Annotated in this window: 20 protein-coding genes; 7 read left to right on the top strand and 13 right to left on the bottom strand. The window is 49.6% G+C overall.

What is annotated here, in order from left to right:
* Position 1 precedes the first annotated feature (1 nt).
* On the top strand, positions 2–349 hold the full coding sequence (locus OOK74_RS09910) for a gamma-glutamylcyclotransferase family protein (protein ID WP_166014284.1): 348 nt from the start codon (positions 2–4) through the stop codon (positions 347–349).
* 103 nt (positions 350–452) lie between these two features.
* On the opposite strand, the gene ppa is transcribed toward OOK74_RS09910, so the two are convergent.
* A complete protein-coding gene (ppa, locus tag OOK74_RS09905) occupies positions 453–983 on the bottom strand; it encodes an inorganic diphosphatase (RefSeq protein ID WP_278182707.1) in 531 nt (176 codons plus the stop codon).
* Positions 984–1,333: 350 nt separating this feature from the next.
* On the opposite strand from ppa, the gene mpl reads away from it, so the two are divergent.
* From mpl to thiQ, 5 genes are all read left to right on the top strand, one after another.
* Complete coding sequence (gene mpl / locus OOK74_RS09900) at positions 1,334–2,689, top strand: UDP-N-acetylmuramate:L-alanyl-gamma-D-glutamyl-meso-diaminopimelate ligase (RefSeq protein ID WP_278182706.1); 1,356 nt, start codon at positions 1,334–1,336, stop codon at positions 2,687–2,689.
* A 12-nt stretch (positions 2,690–2,701) separates the two neighbouring features.
* Positions 2,702–3,331, top strand: coding sequence for a flavin prenyltransferase UbiX (locus OOK74_RS09895; protein WP_274722718.1), 630 nt, complete (start codon positions 2,702–2,704; stop codon positions 3,329–3,331).
* A 314-nt stretch (positions 3,332–3,645) separates the two neighbouring features.
* On the top strand, positions 3,646–4,638 hold the full coding sequence (gene thiB / locus OOK74_RS09890; protein ID WP_278182705.1) for a thiamine ABC transporter substrate binding subunit: 993 nt from the start codon (positions 3,646–3,648) through the stop codon (positions 4,636–4,638).
* Between the two features lie 9 nt (positions 4,639–4,647).
* Positions 4,648–6,243, top strand: coding sequence for a thiamine/thiamine pyrophosphate ABC transporter permease ThiP (thiP, locus tag OOK74_RS09885; RefSeq protein ID WP_278182704.1), 1,596 nt, complete (start codon positions 4,648–4,650; stop codon positions 6,241–6,243).
* On the top strand, positions 6,237–6,950 hold the full coding sequence (thiQ, locus tag OOK74_RS09880; RefSeq protein ID WP_274722722.1) for a thiamine ABC transporter ATP-binding protein: 714 nt from the start codon (positions 6,237–6,239) through the stop codon (positions 6,948–6,950). Before thiP ends, thiQ begins: the two co-directional genes overlap by 7 nt.
* A 103-nt stretch (positions 6,951–7,053) precedes the next feature.
* Here the strand turns inward: thiQ and yjgA are convergent, their stop codons facing one another.
* Entirely contained in the window at positions 7,054–7,623 is a 570-nt protein-coding gene (gene yjgA / locus OOK74_RS09875; RefSeq protein ID WP_274722723.1) for a ribosome biogenesis factor YjgA, read from the bottom strand.
* A gap of 111 nt (positions 7,624–7,734) precedes the next feature.
* On the opposite strand from yjgA, the gene pmbA reads away from it, so the two are divergent.
* Positions 7,735–9,078: a metalloprotease PmbA gene (pmbA, locus tag OOK74_RS09870; RefSeq protein WP_277206525.1), complete on the top strand. Its 1,344-nt coding sequence runs from the start codon at positions 7,735–7,737 to the stop codon at positions 9,076–9,078.
* A 74-nt stretch (positions 9,079–9,152) separates the two neighbouring features.
* Here the strand turns inward: pmbA and mgtE are convergent, their stop codons facing one another.
* From mgtE to kdsD, 11 genes are all read right to left on the bottom strand, one after another.
* Positions 9,153–10,514: a magnesium transporter gene (gene mgtE / locus OOK74_RS09865; RefSeq protein ID WP_166014292.1), complete on the bottom strand. Its 1,362-nt coding sequence runs from the start codon at positions 10,512–10,514 to the stop codon at positions 9,153–9,155.
* A 189-nt stretch (positions 10,515–10,703) separates the two neighbouring features.
* The gene (locus OOK74_RS09860; protein WP_166014293.1) at positions 10,704–10,982 is read right to left on the bottom strand and encodes an HPr family phosphocarrier protein; all 279 of its coding nucleotides are present in this window, start codon (positions 10,980–10,982) and stop codon (positions 10,704–10,706) included.
* A gap of 8 nt (positions 10,983–10,990) precedes the next feature.
* Complete coding sequence (gene rapZ, locus OOK74_RS09855) at positions 10,991–11,851, bottom strand: RNase adapter RapZ (protein WP_277206524.1); 861 nt, start codon at positions 11,849–11,851, stop codon at positions 10,991–10,993.
* Positions 11,852–11,870: 19 nt separating this feature from the next.
* A complete protein-coding gene (gene ptsN / locus OOK74_RS09850) occupies positions 11,871–12,326 on the bottom strand; it encodes a PTS IIA-like nitrogen regulatory protein PtsN (protein WP_166014295.1) in 456 nt (151 codons plus the stop codon).
* A 2-nt stretch (positions 12,327–12,328) separates the two neighbouring features.
* Positions 12,329–12,616, bottom strand: a complete 288-nt coding sequence (gene hpf / locus OOK74_RS09845; RefSeq protein WP_166014296.1) for a ribosome hibernation promoting factor — start codon at positions 12,614–12,616, stop codon at positions 12,329–12,331.
* 24 nt (positions 12,617–12,640) lie between these two features.
* Complete coding sequence (locus tag OOK74_RS09840) at positions 12,641–14,101, bottom strand: RNA polymerase factor sigma-54 (protein WP_278182703.1); 1,461 nt, start codon at positions 14,099–14,101, stop codon at positions 12,641–12,643.
* A 56-nt stretch (positions 14,102–14,157) separates the two neighbouring features.
* Complete coding sequence (gene lptB, locus OOK74_RS09835; RefSeq protein ID WP_166014298.1) at positions 14,158–14,883, bottom strand: LPS export ABC transporter ATP-binding protein; 726 nt, start codon at positions 14,881–14,883, stop codon at positions 14,158–14,160.
* Positions 14,884–14,885: 2 nt separating this feature from the next.
* Positions 14,886–15,380 carry a lipopolysaccharide transport periplasmic protein LptA gene (lptA, locus tag OOK74_RS09830; protein ID WP_278182702.1) on the bottom strand — a complete coding sequence of 165 codons (495 nt, stop codon included), beginning with the start codon at positions 15,378–15,380 and terminating at the stop codon, positions 14,886–14,888.
* Complete coding sequence (gene lptC / locus OOK74_RS09825; protein WP_274722729.1) at positions 15,361–15,924, bottom strand: LPS export ABC transporter periplasmic protein LptC; 564 nt, start codon at positions 15,922–15,924, stop codon at positions 15,361–15,363. The genes lptA and lptC overlap by 20 nt, the downstream gene beginning before the upstream one ends.
* Complete coding sequence (gene kdsC, locus OOK74_RS09820; protein ID WP_274722730.1) at positions 15,921–16,478, bottom strand: 3-deoxy-manno-octulosonate-8-phosphatase KdsC; 558 nt, start codon at positions 16,476–16,478, stop codon at positions 15,921–15,923. Before kdsC ends, lptC begins: the two co-directional genes overlap by 4 nt.
* Positions 16,478–17,452, bottom strand: a complete 975-nt coding sequence (gene kdsD, locus OOK74_RS09815; protein ID WP_274722731.1) for an arabinose-5-phosphate isomerase KdsD — start codon at positions 17,450–17,452, stop codon at positions 16,478–16,480. Before kdsD ends, kdsC begins: the two co-directional genes overlap by 1 nt.
* Positions 17,453–17,455: the final 3 nt, after the last annotated feature.

The raw sequence follows: 17,455 nt of genomic DNA, 5'->3' as shown, positions 1-17,455 counted from the left end.
TGTGCAGCACCTAGTTTTTGTGTATGGCACTTTGCGCCAGGGAGAGAGTAACCACTTTTATTTACAGCACAGTCAGTTGCTTGGCCAATTCGAAACCAAACCTGAGTATGCGCTGTATGATTTAGGCGCCTATCCGGGCTTAGTCGAAGGACATCAATCGGTATATGGTGAAGTCTATTTGGTGGATCAGCCCACCTTAGCCCAGCTCGATCAGTTGGAGGATGTGCCAGTAGAGTACCGGCGTGACACGATTGAAACTCCGTTTGGTACTGCTTGGATCTACATTTATCAACCGGCGCATCATTGCCATTCACTGATTGGATCGGGTGATTGGTGCCAGCGTGTTTAATCGGATGAATTGAACAAGCTGATTTAACGCATTGAGTTAAAATTTTACCTTAGCAGGATAAGCCGACCGTGGGTTGGCTTATCCTGCAGGTGCCAAGTGGTGATTACGCATCTTGCGCGCGTTGATAAGCCGTGAGGATCTCAGTGCGTGCTGCAGCGGCATCAGCCCAGCCATCCACTTTTACCCACTTGCCGGATTCCAATTCTTTATAATGTTCAAAGAAATGAGTGATCTGGGCTTTGAGGAGTAGCGGTAAATCATCCACATCTTGAATGTGATCGTACTCCTTAGACAGCTTAGTGTGCGGCACGGCCACCACTTTGGCATCTTGACCCGATTCATCACTCATCTGTAATACCCCAACCGGACGGCAGCGGATCACTGAACCTGGGATCAGTGGGTATGGCGTCGGAACCAATACATCAACCGGATCGCCATCCAGTGACAAGGTGTGGTTAATGTAACCATAGTTGCAGGGGTAGAACATCGGTGCGGACATAAAGCGATCGACAAACACGGCGCCAGATTGTTTATCAACTTCATATTTGATCGGATCAGCATTGGCTGGGATTTCAATCACCACATAAATATCGTTAGGTAATGATTGACCAGCAGGAACATGGTTTAAGCTCATGTCGTATTTCCTTGATTGGGGCCAGAGTTGAAATAATTGGTGGATAACTTGTGCAAGCTTAGTCAAGTTTGCGTGAACGTTTAGCCTAATCCGGATAATTTTTTAAAAATGTTTCGACCTGGCGCAGCATATTTTTTGAACCAACGAAAAAAGGCACGGGCTATGCCGCTTGCTGAGCATCGATTGTAAAACTCAGATCTTTTTATGGGTATTGAACTAACCGACCGAGATCTCACTTTGCTCGGCAATCATTTCTAATTTACATCTGGCGGAATAGTCAGGCTCGCTTTTACCTGGCGGATCGGGATAATGGAGAGATTCCAATTGCACCGTAACAAGGCTGGCTTTTTATGCACATTCATATCTTGGGGATCTGTGGCACTTTCATGGGCGGCGTCGCAATGCTGGCGCGGCAACTCGGCCATAAAGTCACCGGCAGCGATGCCAATGTTTATCCGCCAATGAGCACCATGCTAGAAGCGCAGGGCATCGAGATTATTGAAGGTTTTGATCCGGCTCAGTTGGAGCCTAAACCTGATCTGGTGGTGATCGGTAACGCGATGAGCCGAGGTAATCCTTGTGTGGAATATGTGCTTAACCACAATCTGCGCTACACCTCTGGCCCACAGTGGCTACAAGATTTTTTGTTGCACGATCGCTGGGTGATTGCGGTCTCGGGTACGCACGGTAAAACCACCACCTCCAGCATGATCGCCTGGATCTTAGAGCAGTGCGGTTATCAGCCAGGATTTTTAGTCGGTGGGGTGCTGGGTAATTTCGGCATTTCTGCCCGCTTAGGCGAGAGCATGTTTTTTGTAGTTGAAGCCGATGAATATGACAGTGCTTTTTTCGATAAACGCTCGAAGTTCGTGCATTACCATCCGCGCACGTTAGTGATGAACAATTTAGAGTTCGATCATGCAGACATCTTCGATGATTTAGAAGCGATCAAGCGGCAATTTCACCATTTGGTACGTACGGTGCCAGGCAATGGCCGCATTTTGGCGCCCAAAGCGGATGTGGCATTGGCCGATGTGTTAACGCGCGGCTGCTGGAGTGAAACCGAATTCAGTGGTGAACAAGGCGAGTGGCAAGCGGAAAAAATCACCGCTGATGGTTCACAATTCCATGTCTTGCTCAAAGGTGAGCGGGTTGGCCAAGTCAATTGGAGCTTAGTTGGCGATCACAATGTCAATAATGCCTTGATGGCGATAGCGGCTGCGCGTCATGTTGGGGTTGCGGCCGATCTCGCTTGTGAAGCTTTAGGGCAATTTATCAATACTAAGCGCCGTTTGGAGTTGAAAGGCGAAATTAATGGTGTGGCGGTGTATGACGATTTTGCCCATCATCCAACCGCGATTGAACTTACACTGGGTGGCTTACGTAACAAGGTCGGTGATAACAAAATCATCGCCGTGCTCGAACCTCGCTCGGCGACCATGAAACTTGGTGTGCATAAACAAACCTTAGCGGCTGCGCTGCACAGTGCAGATTCGGTCTATCTATATCAACCGGCGGATCTGAGTTGGTCGGTGGAAGAGGTTGCTCAGCAGTGCTCACAGCCTGCGCAAGTTTGCCGCGATATCGATCAATTAGTCGCGTTGATTGCCCAACAAGCCCAAGCGGGGGATCAGATTTTGGTGATGAGTAACGGTGGCTTTGCGGGCATTCATGGCAAACTGCTTAGTGCGCTACAAACGCAATAATTTAAGGTGAGCATGAACAATCTTCGAACCATTACCTTGGCTTGGACAGGGGCTTCCGGTGCCCCTTATGGGCTACGTTTATTGCAATGCCTGCTGGCGGCCGATTATCAAGTCTACTTACTGATTTCATCGGCGGCTCGCGTAGTGCTAGCGACCGAGCATGGCTTGAAGCTACCCGCGAATCCTCAAGCCGCACAAGCCGTGTTGGTCGAGCATCTCGGCTGCGCCAGTGATAAGTTGGTGGTGTGTGGCAAAGAAGATTGGTTTTCACCGGTCGCCTCCGGCTCGGCCGCGCCGCGACAGATGGTCGTCTGCCCGTGTTCGGTAGGCAGTGTGGCGGCGATTGCTCATGGTATGTCGGATAACCTGATTGAGCGCGCTGCCGATGTAGTGTTAAAAGAGCGCGGCCAACTGCTATTGGTGGTGCGTGAAACACCGTTTTCGACCCTGCATCTGGAAAATATGCTCAAACTGTCGCAAATTGGTGTGACGATCATGCCAGCAGCGCCGGGCTTTTATCATCAGCCGCAATCAATTGACGATCTGGTTGATTTTATGGTCGCGCGCATTCTCGATCACCTTGGCGTAGAGCAAGCGCTCGTGCCGCGTTGGGGCTATGATCAACGCGCGCGCGGCGAGTAATTAACTCTCCACTTCCTACTTTAAGCTGCAGCGGTGTTGGCTGCCATTCCAAGTCGTTTATAGCCAGTGGTGATTGTCCGCTACTGGCTAATTACCCTATTTGCCATTACAATTCAGTCCACTCACGGGGGGCCACCCATTCATTCGAATGGCGCTGAGATCAAGCACTGCTTGGGACCCGCAATGACCGCGATGTTCGCGGTTTAACCTGAACCAGATAATGCTGGCGTAGGAATTGAGTTAGGTGTGCAGAATGCAATAATGGACGATTCTCTGCCTCCCTCAAGCCTGTGCCGCTCAAAGGAGAGCGAGCCTTGAAATTTCAACTGACTGCGGTTGCACTAGCAACCCTATGTGTTACCTCTGCAGTGTCTGCTGCGCCAATCCTCACTGTTTACACTTACGACTCTTTTGCCGCCGATTGGGGGCCTGCTCCGGCGATTGAAAAAGCCTTTGAAGCACAATGTGGCTGCGATGTGCAATTTATTGCGTTAGAAGATGGCGTGTCCATCCTCAACCGTCTGCGCTTGGAAGGCCGTAACAGCAAAGCGGATGTGGTGCTCGGGCTGGATAACAATTTAATTGCCGAAGCCAAACAGACCGGTCTATTCGCCACCCACAGTGTTGATACCAGCAAGGTAACCTTGCCCAACGGTTGGCGTGACGATACGTTTGTACCTTATGACTATGGCTATTTTGCTTTTGTGTATAACCAAGAGAAGCTGACTAACCCACCGACCAGCTTAAAAGAGCTGGTGGAAAAACGTGATGATCTGAAAGTGATTTATCAAGATCCGCGCACTTCAACACCGGGGCAGGGTTTGCTGCTGTGGATCAAATCGGTGTATGGCGATCAAGCCGCGCAAGCCTGGCAGCAACTGGCGCGCAAAACCGTGACCGTGACTAAAGGCTGGTCGGAAGCCTATTCGATGTTCCTGAAAGGCGAAGCGGATTTGGTACTCTCTTACACTACATCACCTGCTTACCATTTGATTGCGGAGAATGATCCGCGTTTTGCCAGCGCTCATTTTAGTGAAGGGCACTACTTGCAAGTGGAAGTCGCCGCCAAAGTCAAAACCAGTCACAATGGCGAATTGGCGGATCAATTCCTGCAATTTATGCTTAGCCCTGAGTTTCAACGCGTGATCCCAACCGGTAACTGGATGTATCCGGTCACAGCCGTTGAGCTGCCGGCTGGATTTACTCACTTAGCCCAGCCAGACCAAGCACTGTCATTCAGTGCTGAGCAAGTCGCACAACAGCGTAAAGCTTGGATCCGTGAATGGCAGCAAGCGCTGAGCTTGTAAGGTGCCAGCTTGAATCACATTCCTCAATTAGGTTGGTGGGTCGCGGCGGGGATCGCGACCTTTGTCTGTGCCGCATTAGCGGCTCTGTTGTGGCAAGCCCCATCACTCAATCTGCAACTGATCTGGCAAGATGCCTATTATTGGCATGTAACAAAATTCAGTTTCTATCAAGCCTTGTGCTCGACGCTGCTCAGTGTCGGGTTGGCGATCCCGGTTGCCCATGCGTTCAGCCAACGCCGTTTTCCGGGGCGTGATTTGTTACTCAAGCTGTTTGCGATGACCTTAGTATTGCCGGTGCTGGTGGTGATTTTTGGCTTGCTGGCGATCTACGGTAACAGCGGTTGGTTAGCCCAATCGCTGCACCGTTTTGGGCTATCACTACCGTTTTCGATTTATGGCCTTAACGGCATTTTGCTCGCCCATGTACTGTTTAACTTGCCTTATGCCAGCCGTTTGCTACTGCAAAGTTTAGAGGCGATCCCCAGTGAGCAGCATAAATTGTGTGCTCATCTGGGCATGAGTCGTTGGCAGAAGTTTAAGTTGATCGAGTGGCTGCGTATGCGCCAGCAACTGCCACATGTGGCGGGCTTAGTGTTCATGCTCTGCTTTACCAGTTTTACCACCGTGATGGCGCTGGGTGGGGGACCACAAGCCACCACCATTGAACTGGCGATTTATCAAGCGATCAAATTCGATTTCGATTTACACATCGGCGCACTGTTGGCGATTTGGCAAATGTTGCTGTGCACATTATTCACTCTGGGTGTGCAGCGGTTAGCGCCCGCTCGCCCTTTCAGTCGCGTATCAAGCCAAGTCGCGCATCGTTGGTTACGCGATTCATGGCGCGCTAAGCTGTGGGATGCCGGTTGGATTATTGCGATATCGGCTTTGGTATTGCCGCCACTGCTGATGGTGTTGCTGGCTGGGATCAATGCAAAATTGGCCAGCGTGTTGACCAGTCGCGCGTTTTGGTCAGCACTGCTGAACTCGGTGCAAGTAGCGAGTCTTGCCAGTAGCCTAGCGCTGGCGAGCGGGATCGCGATGTTGCTCACCAGTCGTGCGCTGCGTTTAAAAGCGGCGCATCGCCGCGCGGGCGGTATTGAATGGGTGGCCAGTTTAATTTTGGTGACGCCGGGATTGGTGGTGAGCACTGGGCTATTTTTACTGCTGCGCAATATCACCGATGTGTTTAGTGTGGCGTTTTGGATTGTGGTGGCGGTGAATGGCTTAATGGCGTTGCCATATGTGGTGAAAACGCTCAGCCAGCCAATGTGGCATTTGGCACAGCAGTATCAATGGTTATGTGCCAGTTTAGGACTATCCGGTTGGCGTAGATTTCGTTTGGTGGAGTGGCGTGCGCTGCGTAAACCTATCTCCCATACGTTTGCGATCGGTTTTCTACTCTCGATGGGAGATTTAAGTGCGATTGCCCTGTTTGGTAGCCAAGATTTTCGCACTCTGCCGCTCTATCTCTATCAACTGCTGGGCAGTTATCAGATGGATACCGCTGCGGTGGTGGCGTTGGCCATGCTGCTCATCAGTGTCGGCTGGTTTTATCTGCTGGAGCGATTGTTGACTCAGCGTCAGCGAGGAGAGTCATGTTAAGGTTAGAAAAAGTGTGCTACGAGTATGAGCACGAATGGTTTGAGTTTGATCTGCAGGTAGCCGCTGGCACGATTATGGCGCTGATGGGCCCCAGTGGTGCTGGTAAATCGACCTTGCTCAGTTTAGTCGCGGGGTTTATTGAGCCGGTTAGCGGCAGTATTAAAGTTAATGACCAGTCGCTACTTGGTTTAGCGCCTTACCAGCGGCCATTTTCGATGCTGTTTCAACAACATAACTTGTTTGAACATCTGACAGTACGCGACAATATTGGCTTAGGTTTGCACCCGGGGCTTAAATTGAGCGCTGTGCAGCAACGGCAAGTAGAACAAGCCGCGCAGCAAGTGGGGATTGCCGAGTATCTGGATCGTTTACCCAATCAGCTTTCCGGCGGTCAGCAGCAGCGAGTGGCGTTAGCGCGCTGCTTCGTTCAACCCAATCCGATTTGGCTGCTTGATGAGCCTTTTTCAGCTCTTGACCCGCTACTGCGTGAAGAGATGTTAGCTCTGGTTAAACAGTTGGCCGCTGAACGCCAGCGCACGGTCGTGATGGTGACCCATCATTTAAGTGATGCGCGGGCGATTGCCAGCCAAGTGGCTTTCTTAAGTCAGGGTAAGGTGCAAGTGGTGAGTGATTGTCAGGCGCTCAGTGTGCAGCATCCTTATCCTCAATTGGCACAGTTTATCGCGGCAGCAGTGAGTGAGGCGTAATAACGTTTACTCAATGGTGATCAATTGGCTATAAAAAAGGTTAGCTTGCGCTAACCTTTTTTGATCCTGTTGCTTAACACGCGATGGCTTGTTGCCGAGGCTGTTATTGCGCGGAATCCAGATCGTCTTCACTCTGTTCTTCGATCTCTTGCTTGGCCAACATGGCTTCTTTTAGCAGTTGGAAGATCTCGCGTGACGATTTTGGCGGCTTGTTGGCCGCTTTTTCTTTGGTGGCTTGACGGGCTAACAGACGTAGACGTTGACGATCCGCATCGGGATAGAGTGCCAGCGCTGCTTCAATCGCGCTATCGCCTTCCGCCACAATACGATCGCGCAACAGCTCTAACTTATGCAGTAAAGCTGTGGTTTGCGAATGTTTGTTACGCACTTTATCCAATGCGGTTTGTAGCGGTTCTGGGTCAATATGGCGCATCAATTTGCCAATATATTGCAACTGGCGGCGACGGGCTTCATTTTTAAAGCGCTGGGCATCTTTAATCGCTTCTGCCAGTTCTTCGGTCAGAGGGAATTTAGCTAATGCTGATGGCTTGAGCTCAACCAGCTCTTCACCCAGTTTTTGTAATGCCAGCATGTCGTTTTTCATTTCGGTTCTGCTGACCCAAATGATCTCTTCTTCCTCTTCCCAAGGGGCCTTCTGATTTTTACGTGCCATCTTCTTTCATCATGATGAGTTATTTATGTCGGCTATTTTAGCAAGAATCGTGGGGAGAAAGCGAAATTCTTGTTATCCTATTCACATTAATCACCCATGGTGGAATGAGAGATGGATGTAAAAGAGCGAGTTGCGCTGCAGCGCCAAGAGCTGGAAGCCGCAGTAGCCAGAGCATTAGAGCTGGCGGCGGCGAGTTCTGATGCGGCAGAAGTGGCGATCACCAAAAGTACCGGATTAAGTGTTTCGACCCTGATGGGCGAAGTTGAGAATGTTGAATTCAATAGTGATGGCGCATTGGGCATCACCGTCTATCGCGGTCAGCGCAAAGGCAGTGCTTCAACTTCGGATTTGAGTGAAAAAGCGATCCGACAAACCGTGTTAGCGGCGTTGGATATTGCTCAGTACACTTCACCAGACCCTTACGCTGGACCCGCACCACAAGAGTTGATGGTGCAGGAGATCCCAGATCTTGATTTATTTCATCCCGATGAGCCGGATCCGGATGTGGCCGCGCAAATGGCGATTGCTGCCGAGCAGGCTGCGTTAGGTTACAGCAAGCGGATTAAACAGAGTGATGGCGGTAGCTACGATAGCCATTATGGTCTGCGTGTGTATGGTAACAGTCACGGTTTATTAGCCAGCTACGCCTCAAGCCGCCACAGCATTAGCTGTAGCGTGATTGGCGAAGGGCGCAATGGCGAAATGGAGCGTGATTATAGCTATAGTGTCGCGCGTCATCGTGATGATTTATGGACACCAGAAACCGTCGGTTTACAAGCAGCACAAAGCACGGTTAGCCGGCTTGATCCACACAAGCTAAAAACAGGCCAGTATCCGGTGATGTTTGCCGCGGATGTGGCAACCGGTTTAATCGGTCATTTGGTGATGGCGATCAGCGGTGGCAATTTATATCGTAAATCGAGTTTTTTACTCGATCATCTTGGCAAGTCGATCCTGCCCACTTGGTTTAATATCAGCGAGCGACCGCATGTCAAACGGGGTCTAGCTTCGAGCCCATTTGATAGTGAAGGGGTACGTACCCAAGATTTGGAGATCATCACCGATGGTGTGTTGGCGACCTATTTGCTGACCAGTTACGCGGCGCGCAAAATGCAGATGACCCCGACCGGCCATGCGGGTGGTATTCATAACTGGTATGTGAAATCGACTGGGCAAAATTACCAACAGATGCTCAAAGAACTCGGCACCGGCTTGCTAGTCACCGAAGTGATGGGGCAAGGCGTGAACGTAGTCACTGGCGATTATTCACGCGGAGCGTCTGGTTTTTGGGTTGAAAATGGGGTGATTCAATATCCGGTGGCGGAAATTACCATCGCTGGCAACCTCAAACAGATGTTGCAGCAGATCGTGGCTGTCGGCAGCGATATTGAAACGCGCTCACAGATCCAAACTGGTTCGATTTTGTTAGAAGCAATGAAGGTGGCTGGCGAGTAAATTCGTTGTTTGGCTTGATTTAAGCATCAAAAAGCCGACGCTAAGTCGGCTTTTTGGTGGCTGGTTGAGCGGTTCTAATGGACTATCAACAAAGTGGCTAAACCGAGAAATACCGATAAACCAATTACATCGGTCACTGTGGTTAATGCCATTCCGCCAGCCAGAGCCGGATCGATATTCATTTTTTTGAGCAAAATCGGGATCGAAACACCAGCAATGCCAGCCACAATTAGGTTGGTCATCATTGCCGCCGAGATGATCGCACCGAGCATCCAGTCGCCTTTCCATGCCATGACAATCGTACCAATGATCAATGCCCACATAATGCCGTTGAGCAGGCCGATAGCCGCTTCTTTGAGCAGTAATTCGCGTTGGTTACTGTCACCGATATGACCCAGTGCCAAGCCACGGATCACCAGCGCCACGGTTTGGTTGCCAGCGACACCACCCATAGACGGAACTATGGTCATTAATACAGCGACCGCAGCCATCTGCTCTAGGGTGGCTTCAAACATATTGGAAACCGACGCTGCGGCTAGGGCGGCCAGCACGTTGGCACCTAGCCAAATACTGCGTTTGCGCGCCGATTTGACCACTGGAGCAAAGGTATCCTCATCATCGTTCATACCCGCCATACTCATCATCGAGTGCTCGGCGTCTTCACGAATGATATCAACCACATCATCGATGGTGATCCGGCCCACCAGATGCTGATTTTCATCCACCACTGGTGCGGAAACCCAGTTACGCCGTTCGAACAGATTGGCGATGTCCGAGTCTTTCATATCGACTTTGATCGCTTCATCGGCATCGTCCATCACTTCACTGACCGCTACATCAGGTTGGGTAGTCAGCAGGGTCGAGAGCGAAAGGTGACCAATAAGTTTACTTTCATCATCAATCACATACAGTGCATCGGTTGCTTCTGGTAACTCACCTTTCATCCGCAAATAACGCAGCACAACATCGACATCAACATCGGCGCGAATGGTGATCACGTCGGTGTTCATCAAACCACCGGCGGTATCTTCTGGATAGGAGAGTGCGGTTTCCACTCGCAGGCGATCGGCGGCATCCATTTGTGCCAATACTTCACGTGACACATCATCTGGCAAGCTACGTAAAACATAGGCGACATCGTCGATGTCCATGCCTTCGGTCGCTTCGGCAAGCTTTTCCGGTGCCATCTTGGACACCAGCGCATCCTTGACGTCTTCATTTAGCTCATCAAGAATCTCACCGTAATCTTCAGGATCCGTCAGCTGCCACAGTACTTCACGCGCTTTACGTGGTGAGGCTTCCAGTAGATGAGCAATATCTTCTGGCTCCATGTCTTGCAATTGGCGACGAACATGGACAAAGCGGCCGTTATCTAAGGCATCGGTGATTTCTTGGAGGGTGAGGTGAGCTTGGTCAAATTCGATTTGCTCGGCCATGGCTTCCCCCTAGGTTGGCGTTGGAATAATGGTCAGCATGGTAACTTAATTTACCCGCTTATTTAATAAGATCTTATTACCGATGATGGATTTATTTGCTCGGTTTAGGCTTGGCTTGATGATTGACTCTCTGGCAGGGTGGTAAAGCCGTAAAGGGGCCAGCGTTAGCCGCTAAGTCCAGGTTGCGCTTTAATCATCTTCATCAAACTTCTGTTCGATCAATTGACAGACCGCATTGAGCGCTGGTTGGGCTTGTGAGCCTTCAGCGGAGATTACCACCTGCTGCCCTTGCGCCGATTCGAGCATCAGCAGCCCCATCACGCTATCGGCAGTAGCCGTGCGGCCATCTTGGCTTTGCACAGTGAGTATTGCGTCAAATGATTGGGCCAATTGCACCAGTTTGATGGCGGCGCGGGCATGTAGGCCAAGGCGATTTTGGATCAGTACAGTTTGGCAGAGCTGCGACATAGTCACCTCTAGGATTGCTGTTTTTCCAATGAAGTATGGCGAATTTGTACCTGATGTCCCTGTGCGGCAAAATATTCACCCAGTTGTTGGGTTAGGTAGACTGAGCGATGCTTACCGCCAGTACAGCCAATCGCAATGGTCAGATAACTGCGGTTATTTTTTTCCAGCATGGGTAGCCAGTGTTCGAAGAAGGTTTGGATCTGCTGTTTGAGTTCCAGCACTTCACTATGGCTGGCTAAAAAGGCTTGGATGGGCGCATCCAGCCCTGTCAGTGGACGCAGTTCGGGCTGCCAATGTGGGTTGGGCAAAAAACGCACATCAAATACGTAGTCAGCATCGGTCGGTAAACCGTATTTAAAGCCAAAGGATTGAAACACCATGACTAAGTCTTTGCGCTCACGCCCTTCAATACGCATGCGTACCGTTTCACTCAGATCATGCAACGATTGATTACTGCTATCGAGTAGCAGATCGGCTTGCTCTTTGAGCGGGGCCAGCAGCTGCTTTTCCAGCTCGATGGCTTGGGCAAGAGAGGGTTTACTGTGGCTGAGTGAGAGTGGGTGAATGCGCCGTGTTTCGCTATAACGTTTGAGTAGTGTTTCTGGATTGGCGTCTAAAAACAGCATGCTGACATCGTTATTCTGCTTGAGCTGATTGAGCACATCCTGCACTAGCCCCGGCTCTTTGGGCAGATTACGAATATCAATACTGACCGCGACGTTTTGCTGGCTACCTTGTACCGATTGAATGAAAGCGGGCAATAAGCTAACCGGTAGGTTATCGACACAGTAATAGCCTAAGTCTTCTAACACTCGTAATGCGACACTTTTACCCGCACCCGACTGGCCGCTGACTACGATTAAACGCATGAGGTTGACCTATTATTGATTAATCATCAGGTTGATTAACCATGATGTCATACAGTTGCTGATCGCTTGCTGCGTTGCGCAGCTGTTTGAGGATCTGCTTATCGTTGAGGCGTTCTGCCATGCAAGCCAAAGTTTTCAAATGTTCTTTACATTGTTCTTCAGGGACCAGTAGCGCAAACAGTAGGTCAACGGGTCGGTTATCAATCGCATCAAATTCAATCGGCTCTGCACATTGCAGTAAAACAGCGACCGCATGTTCACTGTTGGACATGCGTGCATGGGGGATAGCGATGCCGTTGCCAATTCCGGTACTGCCCATTTTTTCACGGCTGAGCATACACTCAAATAGCTCGGTAGAATTTTGACCAGTGTGCAGGGCAGCGACTTCGCTGATGATTTCTAGTGCTCGTTTTTTACTAGAACATTGGACTGCACTTTTGGTGCAGTCCAATGAAAGTACTTCGCTCAATTGCATGATTAATAACTACTTAGTTTTTCTTTATGCTTGTTCAATTGTCGAACCAATTTATCCACCACACTATCGATGGCGGCATACATGTTTTCATCGTCCGCGTGGGCGTGAATTTCGGCTTGGTTTACGTGGAGCGTAGCTTCGGCGATCTGACGCAGTTTTTCAACACGTAAAATAACTTGAATGTGATTAATGTGGTCGAAAAAACGCTCAAGTTTGTCAAATTTGGAGTGAACATAGTCTTGCATTGAATCGGTAAGATCAATGTGATGGCCTTGAATATTGATTTGCATAGACTTTCCTTCTCTAGTTTAGGCCTATAGTAGGCGTTTACGCTGACTCGATGGGGCGATGCCGAGTGATTCGCGGTATTTAGCGATGGTACGCCGCGCCACTTGGATGCCTTGGTCTGCGAGTAGGGTGGCGATCTTGCTGTCACTCAGTGGCTTAGCGGGTGTTTCCGCCGCCACTAATTTTTTGATCAGCGCCCTGATCGCCGTAGACGAGCACTCTCCGCCATTGTCGGTACTGACGTGACTGGAGAAGAAGTACTTCAACTCAAAAATGCCGCGTGGGGTATGCATGTATTTCTGCGTGGTGACTCGCGAAATCGTCGATTCATGCATCTCTACCGCCAGTGCTACATCGTTAAGCACCATCGGCTTCATTGCTTCTTCACCATACTCGAAGAAATCGTGCTGGTGTTCTACGATGCACTTGGCAACTTTGAGCAGCGTCTCGTTTCTACTTTCTAAACTTTTGATCAGCCATTTCGCTTCCTGCAAGTTGCTACGAATGTAATTGCTGTCGGCATTATTGCCGCGCATTAGGCTAGCGTACTGCTGATTGACCTTAAGTTTAGGGATGCTATCTGGGTTGATGGTGACCAACCATCGCCCTTGTTCTTTATACACTGATACATCTGGGATGACATATTCTGCGTGATCTTGGGCAATGCGACTGCCTGGACGTGGGTCGAGTTGCTGGATCAGTTGCAAAATTTCGCGTAACTCTTCTTCTTTGAGCTTAGTCTCTTTCAGAATAGTTTTGTAATCGCGATTGCCTAAATCATCAATATAGTGTGCGAGTAGTTGCTGTGCCTCGTTTAACCAAGGGGTATCGCTTGGATAAGTGGTGAGCTGCAGCAATAAACAGTCTTGCAAATTGAGTGAGGCGACGCCGAATGGATCGAATTGCTGAATACGTTTACGTACTGCTTCGATTTCATCGAGTTCAATATCCTCACTGTGCAAGCTCTCTTGGATGTCTTCAAGTGAGACAGTTAAATAACCGTAATCGTCGATCGCATCGATTAACGCAACGGCAATGGTGCGATCGACGTCACTAAATGGGGTTAAATCGAGTTGCCAATGCAGGTAATCTTGCAGAGTTTGGGTGGTCTCACCTTGGTAAATCGGCGCATCATCATCAAGGGCGAGGCCAGTACTGCCGGTATTAGCGCTGTAAACTTCATCCCAAGTGGTATCCATTTCTAATTCGGCGCTGATCTCGGAGCGTTCAATCAGCTCTGAGCTGTCTTGTGGCTCAGATTCATAGTGCTCTTGATCATGGGCCGTTTCTTCTGGTGACGCTTGATTGTCCGGTGCCGGCGTGTCGTCTTGGTGCTCTTCCACTTCTAACAATGGGTTAGACTCCAAGGCTTCCTGTATTTCTTGCTGCAAATCCAGCGTCGAAAGCTGCAGTAGACGAATCGCCTGTTGCAGTTGCGGAGTCATGGCTAATTGTTGACCAAGCTTGAGCTGTAATGACGGTTTCATGCAGTAATGGATGCCTTGTTATTGTTAGTATGGGGTGGACTCTACGCGTTGGTTAATCATAGGCGGAATTGTTCGCCGAGATAAACCTGCTTAACTTGCTCGTTATTGAGCACCTCTTGTGGGCTGCCTTCAGCAATCAGGCGGCCTTGGCTGACAATATAGGCTTTCTCACACACATCGAGCGTTTCACGCACGTTGTGATCGGTGATGAGAACTCCTAAGCCACGATCACGCAGATGTTCAATGATCTTTTTAATATCGATGACCGAAATGGGGTCAACCCCCGCAAAAGGCTCATCAAGTAAGATAAATTGTGGGTTAGCCGCCAGTGCGCGGGCAATCTCTACTCGGCGACGTTCACCTCCGGATAAGGCCATGCCAGCACTTTTGCGAATGTGTTGTATATGGAACTCTTCCAGCAGATCTTCGAGTCGGTCTTGACGCTCTTCATGGGTCAGCTCTTCGCGGGTTTGCAGTACCGCCATGATGTTATCTTCAACCGAGAGTTTGCGGAAAATCGAGGCTTCTTGTGGTAAATAGCCAATCCCCATCCGTGAGCGGCTGTGCATCGGTAGGATGCTGATGTCGTTGTCATCAATGGTGATCACCCCTTCATCACGCGCTACTAGGCCGACAATCATGTAAAACGAGGTGGTTTTACCCGCACCATTGGGGCCGAGTAGCCCGACAATTTGGCCAGATTCAACTTGTAAGCTGACATCGGAAACCACTTTGCGTTTTTTATAGCTTTTGGCTAAGTGCTGTGCTTTTAAAATGGCCATGATTACTCTTGAATGACTTGTGGTTGAAGAACGGTCGAGACGCGCCCTTTGCCATCGCTATCGGCAACCAGCTTTTGTGTGCTGATTTTGTAGCGAATTTTGCTGCCGCGAATTTCACTGTCATCTTGTGCGAGCATGGCTTTATTGACCATCACTAATTCATCATCACGCACTTTGTAGTACAGCTCTTTCGCTTCTCCGTACAGAGTTTTACCTTCATCAGTTAGCTGCGAGAACGTGGCCACATTACCGTAACCTTCAATCTCTTCAATTTTGCCGTTGTCGAGGTTGCGGATCACGATCAGCTTATCGGCATTGATAGTGATGCTGCCTTGTTTGAGTTTCACATCGCCCAAGAAGGTAACGCGGTTGCTCTTCATATCCAGTTGTTGACTATCCGAGTCGATGTAAACCGGCTGTTCCCTGTCGGTAGAGAGTGCATAAGCCTGAATCGAGGCGAGCAAACAAGCAATAAGGCTAAGGTGTGAGCGTTTCATATCTACCTTGTACTTGGTTATACAGTTCAGCCGAGTGATCGGCAAAATTGCCTTTCATCGCTTGACCATGTGTTTCAAATTGTGGACCGTGCAGTTTGACTGGCTTGTCGGCCCAAAAATCACGACTTTTCAGTTGGATGCTCATTTCACTGGTGGTCAGAGCATCAAAGCCTGAGTCAGGCAGTAAATTGTTCGCCACCACATCATCATATAAAGTCAGTACCTGATCTTTGCTCAGAATACCGCGACGGGCGGTGATTTCCCATTCTTGTAGCGTGCCTTGCTGATACACTTTGAGTATCGGTGCTTTAAACAGGGTATTACCACTTTTCGCATAGTGATCCAGATTGGTTGAGGTAATCACATAGCTGCGAATGCCTTGTTCACTGTACGAGATATTCTCTAAATTTTTGCCGCTGAACATTGGCAGCTCAAGATTCGGCGCGACCTGAATCTTGCTGGCTTGGTTTTGCTCAAGCAAGTAATACAGCGACCAAGTCGCAATAAACAGCAATAATACGTACACAATACGCGGTAAAGTCATAGGCTCAAGCCTTTATGCACATCCAATTCATCGCGCGCTTGTAAGATTAAATCACACACCTCACGCACCGCGCCGTAACCGCCTTTAATATGGGTAACATAATTAGCGCGCTGAGCCAATAATGGATGGCCGTCGGCGACGCACACGCGCAGCGCCACTTTTTCCATGACTGGCCAATCAATCAAATCATCACCAATATAACCCGTGTGTTCAGGACGGATCGCCAGTCGGCGACAAATGTCATTATAGGCTTGCACCTTATCATCCTGTCCCTGATAGATCAGTGAAATACCCAACGCTTTCATTCGATTTTCAACAATTTGTGAACGGCGACCAGTAATGATCGCGATCTCAACCCCTGCGCTCATCAGGGCTTTAACCCCATAACCATCACGGGTATGGAAGGTTTTCAGCTCTTCCCCTTGATTACCCATGTAGATCAAGCCATCGGAAAATACGCCGTCTACATCACAAATCAGCAGCTTGATCTGTTTGGCAATCGCGAGCAGTGAAGGTTCCACTGTGCCATACAGGGTTGCAACGCGAGTGCTCATTACATGACTCCTGCTTTAAGGAGATCATGCATATTGAGTGCGCCGACTAATTTGTGGTTTTCCACCAGCATCAAACCGTTAATCCGTTTCGCTTGCATCAGATTAAGCCCTTCTACCGCTAGCAAATTGGGTTGAGCAACGGTCGGATGGCAAGTCATTACTTGTGCAATCGTGGTACTGTGAATATCAATCCGCTTATCAAGGATACGGCGTAAATCGCCATCAGTAAAAATTCCGAGCAATTGATCTTGTTCATCAACGATGGCGGTCATACCGAGCCCTTTTTGGCTGATCTCCAGCAGTGCATCGCGGATCAGTGCGTGCGGGGCGACTTTAGGCAGTGCGTCGCCGCTGTGCATAATGTCGTTAAGTTTAAGTAATAGTTTACGTCCAAGTGCGCCGCCAGGATGAGACAGAGCAAAATCTTCCGCGGTAAAGCCGCGCGCTTGCATCACCGCGACCGCCAAGGCATCGCCCATGACTAGGGTTGCGGTCGTGCTTGAGGTTGGCGCTAATTCTAATGGGCACGCTTCACGTGGCACGGTGATTTGCAGATGGATATCCGCCAGTTTCGCCATATTGGAATGGGGATTACCGGTCATGCTGATCACGCGGATGTTCAAGCGTTTGAGCACGGGTAACAGAAATAAAATCTCCGATGATTCTCCGGAGTTTGAGATCGCTAGCACGATGTCACCACGTTCAATCATGCCGAGATCGCCATGTGAAGCTTCGCCAGGATGGACAAAAAATGCAGACGTTCCGGTGCTGGCCAAGGTAGCGGCAATTTTTTTACCGATGTGTCCCGATTTGCCCATGCCCATCACCACCACTTTGCCAGTTTGGTTGGCTAACATCATGCGACATGCGTTAACAAAATCGGTATTGATGTATTGTTCTAATTGTTGCAACGCCGCAATTTCGGTTTGCAGTACTTGTTTCGCCACCGCTTGGTAATCAAATGAGTTGGACATCCG

Origin of the sequence: Vibrio misgurnus (assembly GCF_029635775.1) — a bacterium.
Classification (GTDB): Bacteria; Pseudomonadota; Gammaproteobacteria; order Enterobacterales; family Vibrionaceae; genus Vibrio; species Vibrio chanodichtyis.
This window is presented reverse-complemented; position numbering and strand designations above follow the sequence as displayed.